General features: G+C 64.0%; 21 protein-coding genes. 11 read left to right on the forward strand and 10 right to left on the reverse strand.

Translation table 11 applies throughout. From position 1 onward, the window contains the following. Positions 1 to 51 precede the first annotated feature (51 nt). The 5 genes from pssA to V9L20_RS06080 form a co-directional block, all read right to left on the reverse strand. Positions 52 to 876: a CDP-diacylglycerol--serine O-phosphatidyltransferase gene (pssA, locus tag V9L20_RS06060; RefSeq protein WP_055800083.1), complete on the reverse strand. Its 825-nt coding sequence runs from the start codon at positions 874 to 876 to the stop codon at positions 52 to 54. Between the two features lie 185 nt (positions 877 to 1061). Further along, positions 1062 to 2078, reverse strand: coding sequence for a ketol-acid reductoisomerase (ilvC, locus tag V9L20_RS06065; RefSeq protein ID WP_337295895.1), 1017 nt, complete (start codon positions 2076 to 2078; stop codon positions 1062 to 1064). Positions 2079 to 2131: 53 nt separating this feature from the next. After that, a complete protein-coding gene (locus tag V9L20_RS06070; RefSeq protein WP_157613688.1) occupies positions 2132 to 2395 on the reverse strand; it encodes a DUF4282 domain-containing protein in 264 nt (87 codons plus the stop codon). Between the two features lie 55 nt (positions 2396 to 2450). Next, positions 2451 to 2942, reverse strand: coding sequence for an acetolactate synthase small subunit (gene ilvN, locus V9L20_RS06075; protein WP_012747479.1), 492 nt, complete (start codon positions 2940 to 2942; stop codon positions 2451 to 2453). Positions 2943 to 3049: 107 nt separating this feature from the next. Then, complete coding sequence (locus V9L20_RS06080; protein ID WP_337295896.1) at positions 3050 to 4834, reverse strand: acetolactate synthase 3 catalytic subunit; 1785 nt, start codon at positions 4832 to 4834, stop codon at positions 3050 to 3052. A 282-nt stretch (positions 4835 to 5116) separates the two neighbouring features. Between V9L20_RS06080 and V9L20_RS06085 the strand changes: the two genes are divergently transcribed. The 6 genes from V9L20_RS06085 to V9L20_RS06110 all read left to right on the forward strand — a co-directional run bounded on the left by V9L20_RS06085 (position 5117) and on the right by V9L20_RS06110 (position 8627). Next, positions 5117 to 5683 carry an RNA polymerase sigma factor gene (locus V9L20_RS06085; RefSeq protein ID WP_093019119.1) on the forward strand — a complete coding sequence of 189 codons (567 nt, stop codon included), beginning with the start codon at positions 5117 to 5119 and terminating at the stop codon, positions 5681 to 5683. Beyond that, positions 5680 to 6102, forward strand: a complete 423-nt coding sequence (locus tag V9L20_RS06090; RefSeq protein ID WP_126746475.1) for a DUF3619 family protein — start codon at positions 5680 to 5682, stop codon at positions 6100 to 6102. Before V9L20_RS06085 ends, V9L20_RS06090 begins: the two co-directional genes overlap by 4 nt. A gap of 132 nt (positions 6103 to 6234) precedes the next feature. Next, complete coding sequence (locus V9L20_RS06095; protein ID WP_337295897.1) at positions 6235 to 7020, forward strand: DUF3106 domain-containing protein; 786 nt, start codon at positions 6235 to 6237, stop codon at positions 7018 to 7020. Between the two features lie 11 nt (positions 7021 to 7031). Further along, positions 7032 to 7601: an RDD family protein gene (locus tag V9L20_RS06100; RefSeq protein ID WP_157613684.1), complete on the forward strand. Its 570-nt coding sequence runs from the start codon at positions 7032 to 7034 to the stop codon at positions 7599 to 7601. Further along, on the forward strand, positions 7598 to 8005 hold the full coding sequence (locus tag V9L20_RS06105) for a diacylglycerol kinase (RefSeq protein WP_337295898.1): 408 nt from the start codon (positions 7598 to 7600) through the stop codon (positions 8003 to 8005). The genes V9L20_RS06100 and V9L20_RS06105 overlap by 4 nt, the downstream gene beginning before the upstream one ends. 31 nt (positions 8006 to 8036) lie before the next feature. Then, on the forward strand, positions 8037 to 8627 hold the full coding sequence (locus V9L20_RS06110) for a TIGR00730 family Rossman fold protein (RefSeq protein ID WP_337295899.1): 591 nt from the start codon (positions 8037 to 8039) through the stop codon (positions 8625 to 8627). A gap of 127 nt (positions 8628 to 8754) precedes the next feature. Here V9L20_RS06110 and V9L20_RS06115 read toward each other — a convergent pair whose 3' ends face one another. Both V9L20_RS06115 and V9L20_RS06120 read right to left on the reverse strand, forming a co-directional pair. Continuing rightward, positions 8755 to 9093: a P-II family nitrogen regulator gene (locus V9L20_RS06115; protein WP_126746480.1), complete on the reverse strand. Its 339-nt coding sequence runs from the start codon at positions 9091 to 9093 to the stop codon at positions 8755 to 8757. Then, positions 9090 to 10793: an NAD+ synthase gene (locus tag V9L20_RS06120; protein WP_337295900.1), complete on the reverse strand. Its 1704-nt coding sequence runs from the start codon at positions 10791 to 10793 to the stop codon at positions 9090 to 9092. The genes V9L20_RS06115 and V9L20_RS06120 overlap by 4 nt, the downstream gene beginning before the upstream one ends. A gap of 19 nt (positions 10794 to 10812) precedes the next feature. Here V9L20_RS06120 and V9L20_RS06125 point away from each other — a divergent pair, with 19 nt between their 5' ends. Continuing rightward, complete coding sequence (locus V9L20_RS06125) at positions 10813 to 11994, forward strand: GNAT family N-acetyltransferase (protein WP_337295901.1); 1182 nt, start codon at positions 10813 to 10815, stop codon at positions 11992 to 11994. Between the two features lie 76 nt (positions 11995 to 12070). Then, entirely contained in the window at positions 12071 to 12823 is a 753-nt protein-coding gene (locus V9L20_RS06130; protein ID WP_258505970.1) for a hypothetical protein, read from the forward strand. 58 nt (positions 12824 to 12881) lie between these two features. On the opposite strand, the gene ppa is transcribed toward V9L20_RS06130, so the two are convergent. Next, positions 12882 to 13409, reverse strand: a complete 528-nt coding sequence (gene ppa / locus V9L20_RS06135) for an inorganic diphosphatase (protein WP_021007095.1) — start codon at positions 13407 to 13409, stop codon at positions 12882 to 12884. Positions 13410 to 13663: 254 nt separating this feature from the next. On the opposite strand from ppa, the gene V9L20_RS06140 reads away from it, so the two are divergent. Beyond that, positions 13664 to 15883, forward strand: coding sequence for a sodium-translocating pyrophosphatase (locus V9L20_RS06140; protein ID WP_337295902.1), 2220 nt, complete (start codon positions 13664 to 13666; stop codon positions 15881 to 15883). A gap of 13 nt (positions 15884 to 15896) precedes the next feature. Further along, complete coding sequence (locus tag V9L20_RS06145; RefSeq protein ID WP_337295903.1) at positions 15897 to 16265, forward strand: nuclear transport factor 2 family protein; 369 nt, start codon at positions 15897 to 15899, stop codon at positions 16263 to 16265. 37 nt (positions 16266 to 16302) lie between these two features. Here the strand turns inward: V9L20_RS06145 and V9L20_RS06150 are convergent, their stop codons facing one another. Further along, positions 16303 to 16938: a TetR/AcrR family transcriptional regulator gene (locus V9L20_RS06150; protein WP_258505966.1), complete on the reverse strand. Its 636-nt coding sequence runs from the start codon at positions 16936 to 16938 to the stop codon at positions 16303 to 16305. Between the two features lie 109 nt (positions 16939 to 17047). On the opposite strand from V9L20_RS06150, the gene V9L20_RS06155 reads away from it, so the two are divergent. After that, complete coding sequence (locus V9L20_RS06155) at positions 17048 to 17896, forward strand: metal-dependent hydrolase (RefSeq protein ID WP_337295904.1); 849 nt, start codon at positions 17048 to 17050, stop codon at positions 17894 to 17896. Here the strand turns inward: V9L20_RS06155 and V9L20_RS06160 are convergent. Continuing rightward, positions 17890 to 18471: a hypothetical protein gene (locus tag V9L20_RS06160; protein ID WP_258505963.1), complete on the reverse strand. Its 582-nt coding sequence runs from the start codon at positions 18469 to 18471 to the stop codon at positions 17890 to 17892. The genes V9L20_RS06155 and V9L20_RS06160 overlap by 7 nt on opposite strands. Positions 18472 to 18481 lie beyond the last annotated feature (10 nt).

Here is an 18481-nt window from a genome sequence, read left to right on the forward strand (position 1 = left end):
CCAGCAGCGAAATCTTGGTCATGAGGATTGCGAATGTAGCACAAGCCGCGGTCAGTTATGCAAGCCCCGCTCGTCCGGCTCTTCGGTCGAGGTGCTGATCACGCTGGCCTGCTGCCCCTTGGCCTTGCGCCAGGCGTACACCACATAGCCGCTCAGGCCATAGGCCACGAACAATCCGAACAGCACCGTTGGCGGGTGGATGTTGATGACCGCGATGCCCAGGGCAATCAGCACGATCACCACGAACGGCACGCTCTTTTTCATCTGCACGTCCTTGAAGCTGTAGAACGGCGCGTTGGTGACCATCGAAAGACCCGCGTAGAGCGTGAACGCGAAGGTGATCCACGTGATCTGCGTCCACGAGAGGTACAGCACCTCCCCGCCCCGCTTGCCCCATTCGGTCATGAGCCAGATGAATCCGGCCACCAGCGCGGCCGCGGCCGGCGACGGAAGCCCCTGGAACCAGCGCTTGTCGACCACGCCGGTGTTGACGTTGAAGCGCGCGAGCCGCAGCGCCGCGCAGGCGCAATACACAAAAGCCGCGATCCAGCCCCAGCGGCCCAGGCCCTTGAGCGACCATTCGTACGCGATGAGCGCCGGCGCGGCACCGAAAGACACCATGTCGGACAGCGAATCCATCTGCTCGCCGAACGCGCTTTGCGTGTTGGTCATGCGGGCCACGCGGCCGTCCAGGCTGTCGAGAATCATGGCGGCGAACACGCCGAGCGCCGCAAGATCGAAGCGCCCGTTCATTGCCATCACGACCGAATAGAAGCCGCCGAACAACGCGGCCAGCGTGAACAGGTTCGGCAGGATGTAGATGCCCTTGCGACGCTTGCGCGGCGGCACTTCGTCGGGAACCGTGTCGTCATGCATTGAGTTTGCCTCCGTCCCTCATGGGCACTGCGTGAGCAGCTACCCATTCGATAGCATCTTGATCTGTGAATCGCATGGGTTCGCAGTGTAGTTCAGGGGCATGGTGCGCCCCACATGAAAAAGGCCACCCAGCGGGTGGCCCTCGGGAAACAGGCGCCGCAGCGCCCGCTTCATTCGCTTGCGGATCAGTTGCGGGTCTGGTCGACCAGCTTGTTCTTCTTGATCCAGGGCATCATCGCGCGCAGCTTCTCGCCGACGACTTCGATCTGGTGCTCTGCGTTCAGGCGACGGCGGCTGATCAGCGCGGGCTGGCCGGCAGCGGCTTCGAGCACGAAGCTCTTGGCGTATTCGCCGGTCTGGATGTCGCGCAGCACTTGCTTCATGACCTTCTTCGTCTCGTCGGTCACGATGCGCGGGCCCGTGACGTACTCGCCGTATTCGGCGTTGTTCGAGATCGAGTAGTTCATGTTGGCGATGCCGCCTTCATAGATCAGGTCGACGATGAGCTTGAGCTCGTGCAGGCATTCGAAGTACGCCATTTCGGGCGCGTAACCGGCTTCCACCAGCGTTTCGAAACCGGCCTTGATCAGCTCGACCGTGCCACCGCACAGAACCGCTTGCTCGCCGAACAGGTCGGTTTCGGTTTCTTCGCGGAAGTTGGTCTCGATGATGCCGGCCTTGCCGCCGCCGTTGGCGGTGGCGTAGCTCAGCGCGAGGTCACGCGCCTTGCCGGTATTGTCCTGGTGCACGGCCACGAGGTGGGGCACGCCGCCGCCTTGCGTGTAGGTGCTGCGAACGGTGTGGCCGGGGGCCTTGGGAGCCACCATCCACACGTCGAGGTCGGCGCGCGGCTGCACGAAACCGTAGTGCACGTTGAAGCCATGCGCGAAGACGAGCGAAGCGCCTTCCTTGATGTGCGGGGCCACGTCGTTCTTGTAGACGTTGGCAATCTGCTCGTCGGGCAGCAGGATCATGACGACGTCGGCGGCTTTCACCGCGTCGGCCACTTCGGCGACCTGCAGGCCGGCCTTGCCGACCTTGTCCCACGAAGCGCCGCCCTTGCGCAGGCCGACCACGACCTTGACGCCGCTGTCGTTCAGGTTTTGCGCGTGCGCGTGACCTTGCGACCCGTAACCGATGATTGCGACCGTCTTGCCCTTGATGAGGCTGAGGTCGGCGTCCTTGTCGTAGTAAACCTTCATGATGCGTCTTTCCTATTTAATCTCTGGCACCCCCAGGGCGGGGGTGCTTTCACTCACAGTTGGCCGGAGGGATTCCGGTCCTTCATTTGATGGTTGATGGACACGAGGTTGTCGTGAATGCGGAACAGCAGGATCAGCAGTTCGCTGTAGACGCGAACCATGATCGCGCCGAAAACGAGGATGCCGATGGCAGCGAGGAAGCGCCCCTGGAACAACGAAACGACCGTTGCGGCGAGCACGCCCAGCAACCCGAGGAAGTACAGAATCCGAATGATGATCGGTGTCACCATCTTCTCGAAACCCAGCAAATCTTGCATTACCTTCTCCTCATGTGTTGGTTTAGAACATTGAAACTGAGGGGATCTTCACCCCCTACACGCGCAGGATGCGCTCGCCGCGCCCGATGCCGCTGGCACCGGTGCGGACAGTCTCGAGGATAGCGCTACGGTCGATTGCTTCCAAGAAAGCGTCGTTTTTGCCGTGGTCGCCGGTGAGTTCGATGGTGTAGCTCTTGTCCGTGACGTCGATGATGCGGCCGCGAAAAATCTCGGCCATGCGCATCATTTCTTCGCGTTCCTTGCCGACTGCCCGCACCTTCACCATCATGAGTTCGCGCTCGGTATAGGCGCCTTCGGTCAGGTCGACGACCTTGACCACTTCGATCAGGCGGTTCAGGTGCTTGGTGATCTGCTCGATCACGTCGTCGGAGCCGGCGGTGACGATGGTCATGCGCGAAAGGCTCGCGTCCTCGGTGGGTGCGACGGTCAGCGATTCGATGTTGTAGCCGCGGGCCGAGAAAAGACCCACCACGCGGGAAAGAGCACCGGGCTCGTTCTCCAGCAGCACTGCAATGATGTGTTTCATGTTTGCGCGACTCCTCTTTTCGCCGCCCTCCCCCGTGCACGGTAATGCGCGGGCTTGGCGGGCAATAGATTCGTCGTCAGTAAAGTTAAAAGCGAATGCGCCGTCGATCAGAGATCTTCGGAGCCCAACAGCATTTCGGTGATGCCCATGCCGGCCTTGACCATCGGGAACACGTTCTCGGTGGGGTCGGTACGGAAATCCATGAACACGGTGCGATCCTTGAGCTTGCGCGCTTCACGCAGCGCCGGCTCCACGTCTTGTGGACGCTCGATCAGCATGCCGACGTGGCCGTAGGCCTCGGCAAGCTTCACGAAGTTGGGGAGCGCATCCATGTAGCTGTGGCTGTAGCGGCCGGAGTATTCGATCTCCTGCCACTGGCGCACCATGCCCAGGTAGCGGTTGTTGAGCGAGCAGATCTTGATCGGCGTGTTGTATTGCAGGCAGGTGGAGAGTTCCTGGATGCACATCTGCACCGAGCCTTCGCCGGTGATGGTGAACACTTCTGAATCGGGTTTGGCGAGCTTGATGCCCATGGCGTACGGAATACCGACGCCCATGGTGCCCAGGCCACCCGAATTGATCCAGCGGCGCGGCTCGTCGAAGCGGTAGTACTGCGCGGCCCACATCTGGTGCTGGCCGACGTCCGACGTGATGTACGCGTCGGCGTCCTTGGTCATGTTCCAGAGGGTTTCGACCACGTACTGCGGCTTGATGACGTCCTTGTTGTCGCGGTCGTACTTGAGGCAGTCGCGCGAGCGCCAGGCCTCGATGGTCTTCCACCAGTCGGACAGCGCGCCAGCGTCCGGCTTGGTGGTGCTCTCGCGGATCATCGAGATCAGCTCGGTCAGCACGTCCTTCACGTCGCCGACGATCGGAATGTCGACCTTCACGCGCTTGGAGATGCTCGACGGGTCGATGTCGATGTGGATGATCTTGCGATCGTTCATCGCAAAGTGCTTCGGGTTGCCGATCACGCGGTCGTCGAAGCGCGCTCCCACGGCCAGCAGCACGTCGCAGTTCTGCATCGCGTTGTTGGCTTCGATGGTGCCGTGCATGCCCAGCATGCCCAGGAACTTGCGGTCGCTCGCCGGGTAGGCGCCCAGGCCCATCAGCGTGTTGGTGACCGGATAGCCGAGCATGTCGACCAGCGTGCGCAGTTCGTTGGTGGCGTTGCCCAGCAGCACGCCGCCGCCCGTGTAGATGTACGGGCGCTTGGCGTTCAGCAGCAGGTTCAGCGCCTTGCGGATCTGACCGCCGTGGCCCTTGCGCACCGGGTTGTACGAGCGCATCTCGACCTTGTCGGGATAGCCTGAATAAGGGGTCTTCTTGAACGAGACGTCCTTGGGCACGTCCACCACCACCGGGCCCGGACGGCCGCTGCGTGCGATGTGGAAGGCCTTTTTCATCGTCAGGGCCAGGTCTTTCGGGTCCTTGACGAGGAAGTTGTGCTTCACGATGGGGCGCGTGATGCCGACGGTGTCGCACTCCTGAAAGGCATCGAGGCCGATGGCGGCGGTGGGTACCTGGCCCGAGATGATCACCATCGGAATGGAGTCCATGTACGCGGTGGCAATGCCGGTGACCGCATTGGTCAGCCCGGGGCCGGAGGTAACCAGCGCCACGCCCACTTCGCCGGTGGCGCGCGCATAGCCGTCGGCCGCGTGCACGGCTGCCTGCTCGTGGCGCACCAGCACGTGCTGGATGGTGTCCTGCTTGTAGAACGCGTCGTAGATGTACAGAACCGCGCCGCCCGGATAGCCCCAGATGTACTGGACGCCTTCGGCCTGCAGTGCCTTGACCAGCACTTCAGCGCCCATGAGCTCTTGCGTTTGATTGCCGGCGCCAGAGGACGCGGCTGCTGCGGAGATGATCTCCGCCTTCGAGATTTCCATGATCAACCTTTGTGTTTTTTCGGGAACGAAAAACCTTGGGTGCCCCTTGCCAACCCTTGTGGGGTCGCGCCAGGACTTGAGGCCAAAGCCATGAGCGGACTGATGTTCCGCCGGACCGTGACCCGTTTGCCTTTTGACTTGCAATGCGAATTATGACATCGATGCGCCGGCCTTCGCGCAAAAACCGCGACGAAAAGGCAGGAAGGCATAATCCGCGGCGGAAAACATAAGCGCTTCCAGACACCCCATTCCCACGCGGCGCCCCACGGCGCCCCCTCTCGCTTGGCCACTGAACAAGAACTTTCCGACTTTCTGAAGAGCGTCGAACGGCGCGCTTTCAAGCGCTCGGTCTACCACGTGCGGGACGAGGAAGCGGCTCTCGACATCGTGCAGGACAGCATGATGAAGCTGGCTCAGCACTACGGAGACAAGCCACCGGAAGAGTTGCCGATGCTGTTCCAGCGCATTCTTTCGAACTGCACGCTCGACTGGTTCCGCAGGCAGAAAACCCGGCGCGCCCTGTTCTCGAACCTGGGCGACTTCGAAGCCGCCGGCGACGACGGAGATTTCGATCTTCTGGAGAACTTCGTCTCTCCGACCGACTCTAGGGAAACGGAGAGCGCCGAGGACACGACCCGCCGCGCCCAGGTCTTTCACGAAATCGAAGAACAGATCGCGGCTTTGCCGGGTCGTCAACGAGAGGCTTTCCTGATGCGTTACTGGGAAGAAATGGATGTGGCGGAGACGGCCGCTGCAATGGGCTGCTCCGAAGGCAGCGTCAAAACCCACTGTTCGCGGGCCGTGCACGCCTTGAGCAAAGCGCTCAAAGCCAAGGGAATTTCGCTATGAACACTAAGGTTCCAACCTCTTCTTTTGCTGCCGAAGATCAATTCGGCCAGCGCGTGGCTGCGCGGCTGTCCGCCGGCAGCCAGGAGCTGCCGCACGACATCGGCGAGCGGCTGCGCGTGGCGCGGGCGCAAGCCGTTGCAATGCGCAAGCAGGCGCCCCAGTTGCGTGCGGCATCCACAGTCATCCAGTCAGGCAATGTGGCCACGATGGGCGGCAGCTGGTGGACGCGCATCGGCTCGGTCGTTCCGCTGATCGCTCTCGTGGCCGGGCTGATCACCATCAGCGTCATGCAGGACGAAGACCGCGCCAGCGAACTGGCGGACGTCGACTCGGCGCTGCTCACGGACGATCTGCCCCCGGCCGCTTATACCGATCCCGGGTTCGCCCAGTTCCTGAAGTCGGACGGCGCTTCCGACTGAGTCCTGCCGAACGAACGAATGCGACCTCTTCCCGTTTCCCGCGCTTCCACGCCCCGCCTGATGCGCCCGCAAACGTCGGGCGCAGTCATTTGGGCGGGTGCGCTCGCCTTGGCGGTCTTCGGACTGGGCGGCGTGAGCAGCCTGAACCTCGCGAACGCTCAAACTCACTCCGAATCGCTGAAGGCGGCCACCGACACAGCGCAGGCTTCGACGTCGTCGTCGGCTTCCCACCCGTCCACCTCGAAAGTGGCATCGGCAACCAAGCCGCACTGGAGCGAACTGACTGCCGAGCAGCAGCAGGCGCTGCAGCCGCTCGCGTCGCATTGGCACACCTTGAGCACGGGGCACAAGCGCAAATGGCTGGCACTGTCACGCAACTACGCGAACATGTCGGCCGATGACCGAACAACCCTGCACAGCCGAATGATCGAATGGGCCGCCCTGAGCAATCAGCAGCGCGCCCAGGCGCGCCTCAACTTTGCCGAGGTCAAGAGCGTGCCGGCCGACGAGCGCAAGGCCAAATGGGAGCAGTACCAGGCGCTGAGCGAAGAAGAGAAGCGCCGTCTTGCCGAGCGTGCGCCGGTCAAGCCCCGCGGCGCCGCCGTTCCGGTGCGCCCCGTTCCCGCCCAGAAGCTGGTTGCGGTCCCCGCAGTAACGCCCGCCGGACAGCACACGCCGCGAATCTTGCTGGCGCCACCCGCGTCGGCGACCGCAGCACCAGCGGCCGCCGCCGCGCCCGCGGCCATCATGGTGGCGTCGCCGCCGGAGCGGGTGCCGGGCCTCGTACCCGTGGTTCCCTCTTCTGTTTCTGGTTCGCCGTCCGCTCCCATTCCTGCCGAAGCACAGGTGCCGGCCCCCTCTTCCGCCGCGCCCTCCGCTGCCGCAGGACGGCCGGCCGAGCAGCCCTTGCCCCCCTGAACAAGATTTCGATGGTTTCACCTTCCCCTGAAGTTTCGGAATCGAATTCCTCTTCCTCCCCCGCAGACTCTTCGACCAGCGCTCCTCTTTCGATAGTGCCAGGCCTGTGGAGGCGAATGGCATGCTGGCTCTATGAAGGCATGCTGCTGTTTGCCGTGGCCATGATGTCGGCCTGGCTGTTCAGCGCACTCAGCCAGATGCGCAACGCCATGGACGACACGCGCCGTCCGCTGCTGCTGGCTTATCTCTTCGTGGTGTTCGGCGTCTATTTCGTCTGGTTCTGGTCCAAGGGCCAGACGCTGGGCATGAAAACCTGGAACATTCGAATCGTGGACAAGCAAGGCCGCCCGGTCACCCAGCCGCGGGCCTTCTTGCGCTACGTGCTGAGTTGGGTTTGGCTGCTGCCGCCGCTGGCATTGCACCCGCTGCTGGGCGTTCCGGTGGTCGAGACGCTGGTCCTGCTGTTCGGCTGGATTGCCGTGTGGGCCGTGCTGGCCCGCTTTCACCCCGAGCGCCAGTTCTGGCATGACGCCTGGGCCGGCACGCGGCTCATAACCTCCAAGCCGATGAGCCGCCGATGAGTGCCCTGCCCAAACCTCCCGACCCCGCCGTCAATCCGCAAAAGGCCCGCAAGGGTTTCGAGCGCGTATGGCACGCCACCCTGATTTCCCTGCACGGCCTTCGCGCGGGCTGGAGCGAGCCGGCCTTCCGCCAGGAAGCCATCATGGCCATCGTGATGATTCCGGCTGCCTTCTGGCTCGGCCGCAGCTGGGTCGAAGTGGCCCTGCTCGCCGGGAGCGCCATTCTGGTGATGATCGTCGAGCTGCTCAACACGGCAGTCGAAGCCGCCATCGATCGCATCGGCCCCGAATGGCACGACCTTTCCAAGCGCGCCAAGGATATGGGCAGTGCTGCCGTTCTGCTGTCTCTCACCCTGTGCGGGGGCATCTGGCTGGCGGCGTTGTGGCAGCGCTTCGCGTCATGAAAGCGCCCCCGGCAAAAGGCATGATGGCGGGATGAATCCTGAATTTTCGATCTGTGTGTATTGCGGCTCCCGCCCCGGCGAGCGGGCCGAGTTCTCCAAGGCCGCCGAAGCGGTCGGCCAGTGGATCGGCCAGCATCGCGGCCAGTTGGTCTACGGCGGCGGGCGCACCGGCCTGATGGGCACGGTGGCCGAGGCCACGCGCGAAGCCGGCGGCCGCGTGGTCGGCATCATTCCCAAGGCGCTGGTCGACCGGGAGCTGGCGAACACGCTTTGCGACGAGCTCCACGTGGTCGACACCATGCATGAGCGCAAGGCCATGATGGGCGAGCGCGCCGATGCCTTTATTGCCCTTCCGGGCGGCATCGGCACCTTCGAGGAACTGTTCGAGATCTGGACCTGGCGCCAGCTTGGCTATCACGACAAGCCGACCGGCATTTTGAATACCGCCGGCTACTACGACGGTCTGCTGGGCTTTCTAGCGCACAGCGTGCGCGAAGGCTTCATGGGCGAATGGCAGATGGAGCTGATCCGTACCGGCACCGACGTCACCGAGCTCCTCAGCGCCTTGCGCGCCGAAGTGCCGCTCCATCCCCGCGACGACAAACTGGCCGAAAACCTGTAGCCGCAGTCAGGCCACCTGCCTTTTTCCAGAAACACCGCGGAACCGGCTTTGCCGGGCCGCTGGTGTTGCCCCCGGTAGGGGGTTGGCGAAGCGACACGAAGTGCGCGAAGACTGGGGGCGAGCCTATTTACACGGCGTTTTCGTTCTCTTCGCCGGTGCGGATGCGCACGATGCGCTCGACTTCCGTGACGAAAATCTTCCCGTCGCCGATCTTGCCCGTGCGGGCCGAGTTGACGATGGCCTCGATGCAGCGTTCCACGTCGCCCTCGTTGACGACCACTTCGACCTTCATCTTCGGCAGAAAGTCGACCACGTATTCCGCACCACGATAGAGCTCCGTGTGCCCCTTCTGGCGGCCGAAGCCCTTGACTTCGGTCACCGTGAGGCCGGTAACCCCCACTTCGGCCAGCGCTTCGCGCACGTCCTCGAGCTTGAAGGGTTTGACGATGGCGGTGATCTGCTTCATGGTTTTTGCGCTCCGGCGGTTTCGTTGAATTTGCTGGTGATAGGGTAACGCCAATCTTTGCCGAAGCTGCGATGGGTGACCCGGATGCCCACTGGCGCCTGGCGCCGTTTGTATTCATTGATCTTGATGAGCCGCGCAACCCGCTCGACCACCGCGCGTTCGTAGCCCGCCGCAATGATCTCGTCGATGCCCTCGTCGTCCTGCATGTAGCGTGCCAGGATGCCATCGAGGATGTCGTACGGCGGCAGGCTGTCCTGGTCGGTCTGGTCGGGCCGCAGTTCGGCGCTGGGCGGCCGCGTGATGATCCGTTCGGGAATCGGCGAGGCGCCGGTGCCGTACGGGTCATGGGCATTGCGCCAGCGGGCCAGCGCAAACACGGTGGTCTTCAGCAGGTCCTTGATGACCGCAAAGCCGCCCGCCATGTCGCCGTACAGGGTGCAGTAGCCCGTGGCCATTTCGCTCTTGTTGCCGGTGGTGAGAACGATCGAGCCGAACTTGTTCGACAGCGCCATCAGGAGCGTGCCGCGGATGCGGGCCTGTATGTTTTCTTCGGCCGTGTCTTCGGGCAGGCCCTTGAACTCCTCGGCCAGCGCGCCCTTGAACGACTCGAAGGTGTGCTTGATCGAGATTTCGTCGTAGCGCACACCCAGGCGGGTTGCCATCTCGCGTGCGTCGATCCAGCTGATGTCGGCCGTGTAAGGCGAAGGCATCATCACAGCGCGCACCTTGTCCTTGCCGAGCGCATCAACCGCAATCGCCAGCACCAATGCGGAATCGATACCGCCCGAGAGCCCCAGGATCGCTCCTGGAAAGCCGTTCTTGCCGATGTAGTCCCGCACGCCCAGTACCAGTGCATCCCACAACTGGGCTTCGGCATCGCGCCGTGGCGCGATTGTTTCAGGCTCAGCCACGAAGCCGATGCCCTCGCCGCCTTGCGCGAGCCGCTCCAGCTGCATGAAAACCAGGCGCTCCTTGAAGCTTTCGGCCTGCGCGGCCAGCGCACCATCGGCCTGCAGGGCGAAGGATGCCCCGTCGAAGACCACTTCATCCTGCCCGCCAACCAGGTGCGCATAGACCAGCGGCAGCCCCACGGCGCGGGCACGGTCGGCCATTCGCGCCACGCGCTCGCCTTCCTTGCCGACGTGGTACGGCGAGGCGTTGATGACCGCCAGCACTTCGGCGCCGGCCTCGCGGGCCAGCTCGGCCGGCTCGTCGAACCAGGCGTCCTCGCAGATGAGCAGGCCCACCGAAACACCTCCGGCCTCGAACACGCAAGTGCCCTGCCCCGGCGTGAAGTAGCGGCGTTCATCGAACACCTGGTAGTTGGGCAGTTCGCGCTTGGCGTAGGTTTCGAGGATGCGCCCTTCCCTGATCACGCTGGCGGCGTTGTAGCGCATCTGCACCGCCACCGAGCGGCTGCGAAGGCTCCCGCCTGTCGGATGCCCCACCACCACGACCATGTCTTTGAGACCGGCCAGCGCGGCGGCAATGCCTTTCACGGCATCATCGCAAGCTTCGGTAAACGCGGGACGCAGGAAAAGATCCTCCGCCGCATAGCCGGCAATCGAGAGTTCGGGCGTGAGCAGAAGACGCGCGCCCTTTGCGTAGGCTTCACGCGCGGCATCGACGATTTTTTTCGCATTGCCGGCGAGGTCGCCCACCACAAAATTGAGTTGCGCGATGGCGAGCTTGAGCGTCATACGGAAGGAAGAAAAAGGCTTGAACGATTATGTCATTCGGGTGATGGCATCGCTGTCGGACCTGAACCCGAAAGCATGGAACGCGCTGCTCGACGCCGAGGCGGAACCGTCGCCTTTCATGCGCTACGAGTACCTTGCAGCGCTGCACGAAAGCGGCAGCGCCTCGCCCGAAAGCGGATGGACGCCGCAGTTCGTCACGCTCTGGTGCAAGGATGAATTGCAGGCGGCCTGCCCCGTCTACATCAAGACGCACTCCTATGGCGAATACGTCTTCGACTGGGCGTGGGCCAACGCCTATGAGCAGCACGGCCTTGCCTACTACCCCAAGGCGGTGGTGGCGGTACCGTTCACGCCGGTGCCGGGCGCACGTCTGCTGGCCCGCGATGCGCAAACCCGCACGCTGCTGGTGCAGGCATTGGTGGCGTGGTGCAAGACGCAAGAACTTTCGTCGTTGCATTTGCTGTTCGGCGCCGACGCCGACATTGCCGCCTGCACCGAAGCGGGCCTGATGCTGCGCAACACCGTGCAGTTTCACTGGACCAATGCGGCCCCGGCCGGGGCTGATGGCGCCGGGCCTTACTCGGACTTCGAATCCTTCCTTGCCAGCCTCTCGCACGACAAGCGCAAGAAGATCCGCCAGGAACGTCGCAAGGTGGCCGATGCAGGCGTGACTTTCCGCTGGTCGCGCGGCCCCGACATTGCGGCATCGGACTGGGATTTTTTCTACCGCTGCTATGCGCGCACCTATCGCGAGCACGGCAATCCGCCCTATCTTTCGCGCGATTTCTTCCAGCGCATGGCCGACACGATGCCGGAAGCCTGGCTGCTGTTCGTCGCCGAACGCGGCGACAAACCGATTGCCACAAGCCTGATCGCGCTGTCCACGCATGACGACGGCGCGCTGGTTGCCTATGGCCGCTACTGGGGCGCCATGGAGCGCGTCGATTGTCTTCACTTCGAAGCTTGCTACTACCAGCCGCTGGCCTGGTGCATTGCGCACGGCGTGAGGCGATTCGAGGGCGGCGCACAGGGCGAGCACAAGATGGCGCGCGCGCTCATGCCGGTCAAGACCACCAGCGCCCATTGGCTGGCACACCCTGCGTTTGCCGATGCGGTCGAGCGCTTTCTGGAGCGCGAGGGCGAAGGCATCGGCAACTACATGGACCACCTGGGCGAACGCAGCCCGTTCAAGGCCGGCTGAGACGCGGCGGCGCGGTCGGCCTGCCGCAATGCGGGGCTGCTATAAACGCGCCCAATCCAACAACAGAAAGAAACCGATGCCGTTCGTCGGACTGGGGCTGCACATCCTCATTGCGCTGTTCTTCGCCGTGCACGCAATGCGCCACGGCAAGCAGATGTATTGGCTCATCATTCTGTTCAGCTTTCCCCTGCTGGGCAGCGTCGTGTACTTTGTGGTCGAGTACCTGCCTGCCTCCCGCATGCAGCGCACCGCGGGCAAGGTGGCGAGCGCGGCCATCGGCTTTATCGACCCCGAGCGCGAGTACCGCGCAGCCACCGAGGCCTACGACCTCGCCCCCACCGCCCAGAACAAGCTGCGCCTTGCCAAGGCCGCGCTCGACAAGGGCCAGGCTGCAGACGCAGTCGGGCACTACCGCGACGCACTGAAAGGTCCGCTCGCATCCGATCCTGAATTGCAATTTGGCCTGGCCAGCGCGCTGCTGGCCGCAGGCGGCGCGGCTTCGGGCCGCGAAGCGCTGCAGGCGCTCCAGGCCCTGCGCGCCTCACGCGACGACTACCGGAGGGACGAAGTCGCCGTGCTCACCGCCCGCGCGCTCGCTGCCGATGGGCGCCATGCAGAGGCTCGCGAGGCCTTCGAATCGGCGCTGAGCCAGTACAACACGGTCGAAGCCCGTGCTCGCTACATCGCCTGGCTGGCGGAGCAAGGCGATACCGCTGCCGCGCAGCGGCAATGGAACGAACTCCAGCAGGCCGCGCGCCACTGGAATTCGCACGCACGCTCCGTCAATCGCGAATGGATGCGTCTGGCCGGGGACGCGGCGCAGGGCTGAGGCCCCGCACGCCTGGCGCCCTGCTCTTCGGCAGGACCGATCAGGCCAATTACCCCGCTTACTTCTTGTAAGCAGCAATGCCGTCGACGACTTCCTTCTTGGCGGCGTCGATGCCTTCCCAACCCAGCACCTTGACCCACTTGCCGGCTTCCAGGTCCTTGTAGTGCTCGAAGAAGTGGCTGATGGCCTTCAGGCGCATCGGGTTCACGTCGTCGACCGACTTCCAGTGGCTGTAGATCGGCAGCACCTTGTCGGTGGGTACCGCCAGCACCTTGCCGTCCACGCCGGCTTCGTCTTCCATCATCAGGATGCCAAGCGGACGGCACGGCACCACCACGCCGGGCAAGAGCGGGTACGGCGCAATCACCAGCACGTCGACCGGGTCGCCGTCGCCAGACAGCGTCTGGGGCACGTAGCCGTAGTTGGCCGGGTAGTACATCGCGGTCGTCATGAAGCGGTCGACGAAGATCGCGCCCGATTCCTTGTCGACTTCGTACTTGATCGGGTCGGCGTTCATCGGGATTTCGATCACGACATTGAAGGCGTCAGGAATGTTTTTGCCGGGGGAGACTTTGTCGAAGGACATGACGTTTTCGAGTAGTTGAAAAGTATGAGGGGAGATGGGGACAAACCCGGAGTTTACTTTCCGTGTCACGGGCCGGTCGCACACGTTCTTGTTTTTGCCTGTAAATTGCACCCGTTGGCCAATCGGCTCCGCACCCCGGTGCAGTGAGCTTCGAGGAAGCAACGCGACGGAAAACATGGGTCCCGTACGCGTTGCGCGCAGGACCCATGCTGTCCGTCTCCACAAGTCACAACGAACGAATGGAGAAGCAAAGCATGATCGGCAACACCCCCCTGATACTCGCCATCGTCTGCGGCCTCGTGGCCGTCGGATACGGTTTCTGGGCCCGAAGTTGGATTCTCGCCAAGGACCCGGGCAACGCCCGGATGCAGGAAATCGCCGCGGCCATCCAGGCCGGCGCATCGGCCTACCTCGCCAAGCAGTACACCACCATTGCGGTGGTCGGCGTCGTGCTGGCCATTCTCATCGGCATCTTCCTGGATGCGACCACGGCCGTGGGCTTCGTGGTGGGCGCGGTGCTTTCGGGCGCATGCGGCTTCATTGGCATGAACGTGTCGGTGCGCGCCAACGTGCGCACCGCGCAGGCGGCCACCCAAGGCATCGGCCCGGCGCTGGACGTCGCGTTTCGCGGCGGCGCCATCACCGGCATGCTGGTGGTCGGCCTCGGCCTCCTGGGCGTCTCGGTCTTCTACTGGTTCCTGGCGGGCAACGGCAATCTCACGCCGGACCGCAGCCTTTCGGCCATCCTCAACCCGCTCATCGGCTTTGCCTTCGGCTCGTCGCTGATCTCGATCTTCGCCCGGCTGGGCGGCGGCATCTTCACCAAGGGCGCCGACGTGGGCGCCGACCTGGTGGGCAAGGTCGAAGCCGGCATTCCGGAAGACGATCCACGCAACCCGGCCGTGATTGCGGACAACGTGGGCGACAACGTCGGCGACTGCGCCGGCATGGCGGCCGACCTGTTCGAGACCTACGCGGTCACGCTCATCGCCACCATGGTGCTGGGCGCGCTCATGGTGGCGGCGGCACCGGTCAACGCTGTGCTGTACCCGCTCGCGCTGGGCGGCGTGTCGATCATCGCGTCGATCGTCGGCTGCTTCTTCGTGAAGGCCTCGCCGGGCATGGTCAACGTGATGCCTGCGCTCTACAAGGGCCTGGCGGTGGCGGGCATCCTGTCGCTGATCGCGTTCTGGTTTGTCACGAGCTGGATCATTCCCGACAACGCCATCGCCCCGAGCGGCAGCCAGCTCAAGCTGTTCGGCGCCTGCTTCGTGGGCCTTGCGCTCACCGCGGCGCTGGTGTGGGTTACCGAGTACTACACCGGCACGCAGTACAAGCCGGTGCAGCACATCGCGCAGGCCTCCACCACGGGCCATGGCACCAACATCATCGCGGGCCTGGGCGTCTCGATGCGTTCCACGGCCTGGCCGGTGATCTTCGTCTGCATTGCCATCCTGGCCTCGTACGCGCTCGCGGGGCTCTACGGCATTGCCGTGGCCGCAACGTCGATGCTGAGCATGGCCGGCATCGTGGTGGCGCTCGACGCCTACGGCCCCATTACCGACAACGCCGGTGGCATTGCCGAGATGAGCGAACTGCCCGACAGCGTGCGCGCCGTGACCGATCCGCTCGACGCCGTCGGCAACACCACCAAGGCGGTGACCAAGGGCTACGCCATCGGCTCGGCTGGCTTGGCCTCGCTGGTGCTGTTTGCGGACTACACCCACAAGCTGGAGAGCTTCGGGTTGGCCATCAGCTTCAACCTGAGCGATCCGATGGTGATCGTCGGCCTCTTCATCGGCGGGCTGATTCCCTATCTGTTTGGCGCCATGGCCATGGAAGCCGTGGGCCGGGCTGCCGGCGCGGTGGTGGAAGAAGTGCGCAGGCAGTTCCGCGAAATCCCCGGCATCATGGAAGGCACGGGCAAGCCTGAATACGGCAAGGCCGTGAGCATGCTGACCGGCGCGGCCATCAAGGAAATGATGATCCCCTCGCTGCTGCCGGTGGTGGTGCCGATCCTGGTCGGCCTGCTGCTCGGGCCCAAGGCGCTGGGCGGCCTGCTGATGGGCACGATCGTCACAGGCCTGTTCGTGGCCATCTCGATGTGCACGGGCGGCGGCGCCTGGGACAACGCCAAGAAGTACATCGAAGACGGCCATCACGGCGGTAAGGGCTCCGAGGCGCACAAGGCGGCCGTCACCGGCGACACCGTGGGCGACCCCTACAAGGACACGGCCGGGCCGGCGGTCAACCCGCTGATCAAGATCATCAACATCGTCGCGCTGCTGATCGTGCCGCTGGTGGTCAAGTTCCACGGCGGCGATGCGGCGGCGGCCATGCCGCACAAGGTTGAAGCGCCCGTGGCGGTCACCGCGCCCGCCGCTCCTGCACCCGCGCCTTCGGCTCCGGCTCCGGCTGCTCCGGCCGCGTCCGCAACGCCGCCGGCAGCCGTGGCTTCAGGCGCAGTGAAATGAAAGCCAACATCTGATGCCTTCCGCGGAAAGACTCGAAGCCTTTATTGCCGCCGTCGAAAGCGGCGCGCATGCCAAGGCCATCGAAAACTACTACACCGAAGACGCGACCATGCGTGAGAACCAGGCCGAGCCCCGGCGCGGCCGCGCCACGCTGGTTGCGCACGAGCAAGCGGTGCTGGATCGAACCGAATCCGTCGTTTCGACCTGCGTGCGCCCCGTGCTCGTGAACGGTGACCACGTGGTGATCCGGTGGGTGTTCGATTTCCGCTTCAAGGGCGGCAAGACCATGCGCATGGAAGAGCTCGCCTGGCAGCGCTGGGCGGGCGACCGCATTGCCGAGGAAGAATTCTTCTACGACCCGGCGCAGGCCAAGCCGGCTTGATCGGCCGATCTGCCGCTACCTAGCCCCTGCCCGGCCGCTACCTGGAGCTCTCGGCGGCCACGGCGCGCACCAGGCGCGTGGCCGATGCAACCAGTTGGCTCAGATCGCCGGCCCGGTTCTGCTCGATGGCCTGGAGCACCAGCTCGTTGATGCCGCCCACCACCGTCATGGCCATTTCGCTGGTGAGGTGTGCCGCGGGGCCGCCCTGCGCGTTGCCGCCGCTGCCATTGATGGCCAACTGGATGAAGCTGGCAATCTCATCGTTCACCCGGCGCCGCGCCGCCAAGCCTGGCATTCCGAGCCCTAGTATTTCGATGAACAGCGTACGCAGCAGCACCGGGTCCTGCGCAAGATAGTCGAAGTAGGCGGTCATGGCCCGCTCCACCTGCGCGTGCCACGGATGCGCCGGATCGAAGGCCTCGCTCACCGCCCGCAGCGCGAGCTTGCTGGCAGCCTCGTACAGGGCAATCAGGCATTCCGATTTGGTCGCGAAGTGCTCGTAGAAGGTTCGGCGCGAAACCGCCGCTTCGCGCACGATGTCGGCAATGGTTGTCTCCGCGTAGCCTTTGGCCGCCACGGCGCGGGCCATGCCCTCCAGCAGGCGCGAGTAATGCTCGTGAACCGGCTCTCCCGAAGGGCCGGCAAGGGCTGGTTTTTCAATCGCGATGCTCATGAGGGTACATTTTCCTACGCCTTGGTACTTGACGGTACCAGCAGATGTGCGCACTATTCAGGCAACCGGTACTGACGTGTACCAACCCACTCTCCAGAGGATTGCTTTCATGACCGAGCTTGTGGTGCGCCGCCTTCTCATCGATCTGCAAACGCCGTTCGGCCGCAACTGGTGCGGGGGCGATGCATTCTCCACTGCCTTCTTCAATGCCTTGTCGATGAGCTTTCCGTTCGGCGAGCAGTTCTTCATCGATGCCGTGCGCGACACCGTGGCCACGCTGCCGGCGGAAGCGCAAGAAAAATACCGTGCCGAGGTGCGCGGCTTCATCGGGCAGGAAGCCACGCACCGTCGCATCCACACCCTCTTCAACGGCCACCTCGAAGCGCAGGGCCTGAAGGACGGCTGGACGGCCCGTGCTGCCAAGCGAATGGAGCTGATGGAAGGCGCCGATCCTCGCCACGCGCTGGCCGTGACCGCGGCGACCGAGCACTTCACTGCCATGTTTGCCGAATGGCTGCTGGCCCACCCTGAAGTGCTCGACGGCGCCGAACCTCGGCTGCGGACGATGTGGCTCTGGCATTGCGCCGAAGAGCTGGAGCACAAGTCCGTCGCCTTCGACATCTACACGGCCGCGCAAGGTTCGGACGCGTGGCGCACGCGCTGGTTTCGCCGCGTGACCGTGATGTTCCTGGGCGACCTGCTGCACCAGACGGTCGACAACCTGCGCCATGAAGGGCAGCTGTGGAAGTGGGCGACCTGGAAAAGCGCCGCGCGCATCCTGCTGAGCAGAGGCGGCTTGCTGCGAGGAAATTGGGGCGCCTGGCGCAGCTACTTCCGCGAAGACTTTCATCCGGCGCAGCAAGACAGCAGCCTTTCGGCGCGCTGGCTCGAAAACAACCGCGCGCAATACGCCGCCGTGGGCGCGGCCCCCGAAGCGGCCGGCGCGGCTCTTCAGTAGAAGCTGGCCCGGTGCGTGGGAGGGGTGACAGCCGGTCGCTGCTCGGGCCGCATCGTCAAGTCGTGCAAGGTGTCGAAGTCCGAGGGAGCATCGGGAACACGCATCACGGCTTCCAGCTCATTCAATGAGGCAACCCACTGGCCCGCGGCCGACTCGGCGGGCTCGTCGTTGGCAAAAGTGCCGTCGCGGATGTACAGGGTTTCGTTGTCGGGGCGTTCGGCGTGCAACTCGATCAGGCGCGCAATCGAGAAGTTGTAGGTCACCAGCTTCTCGCGGGTGTTGCGGTCTTTGCCGCCGCAGTTGAACGAGCCTTCGGCTGCAATCACGATGCAGGAGCCCTCGACGCCGCTGTCGACATGGCTGCCGGTGCGCCAGATGGCATTGGGAAGCCGCACCCGCACCTTGTCGATCACCAGGTCGCGCTGCTTGTTGAGGCTGCCGAGCGGCGGCACCAGCGAGCGCAACTGCCGAAGGCGTTCGGCAAAGATGTTGTCCATGAAGAACTCGACATGGTGCGTCGCGCTGCCGGACGAGCGCCTGACCACCTGCATGACGACATGACGTGATTTATTCATTGCAGGTCCT

It is taken from the genome of Variovorax sp. CCNWLW225 (genome assembly GCF_037204045.1).
In the GTDB taxonomy this organism is placed as follows: Bacteria; Pseudomonadota; Gammaproteobacteria; order Burkholderiales; family Burkholderiaceae_C; genus Variovorax.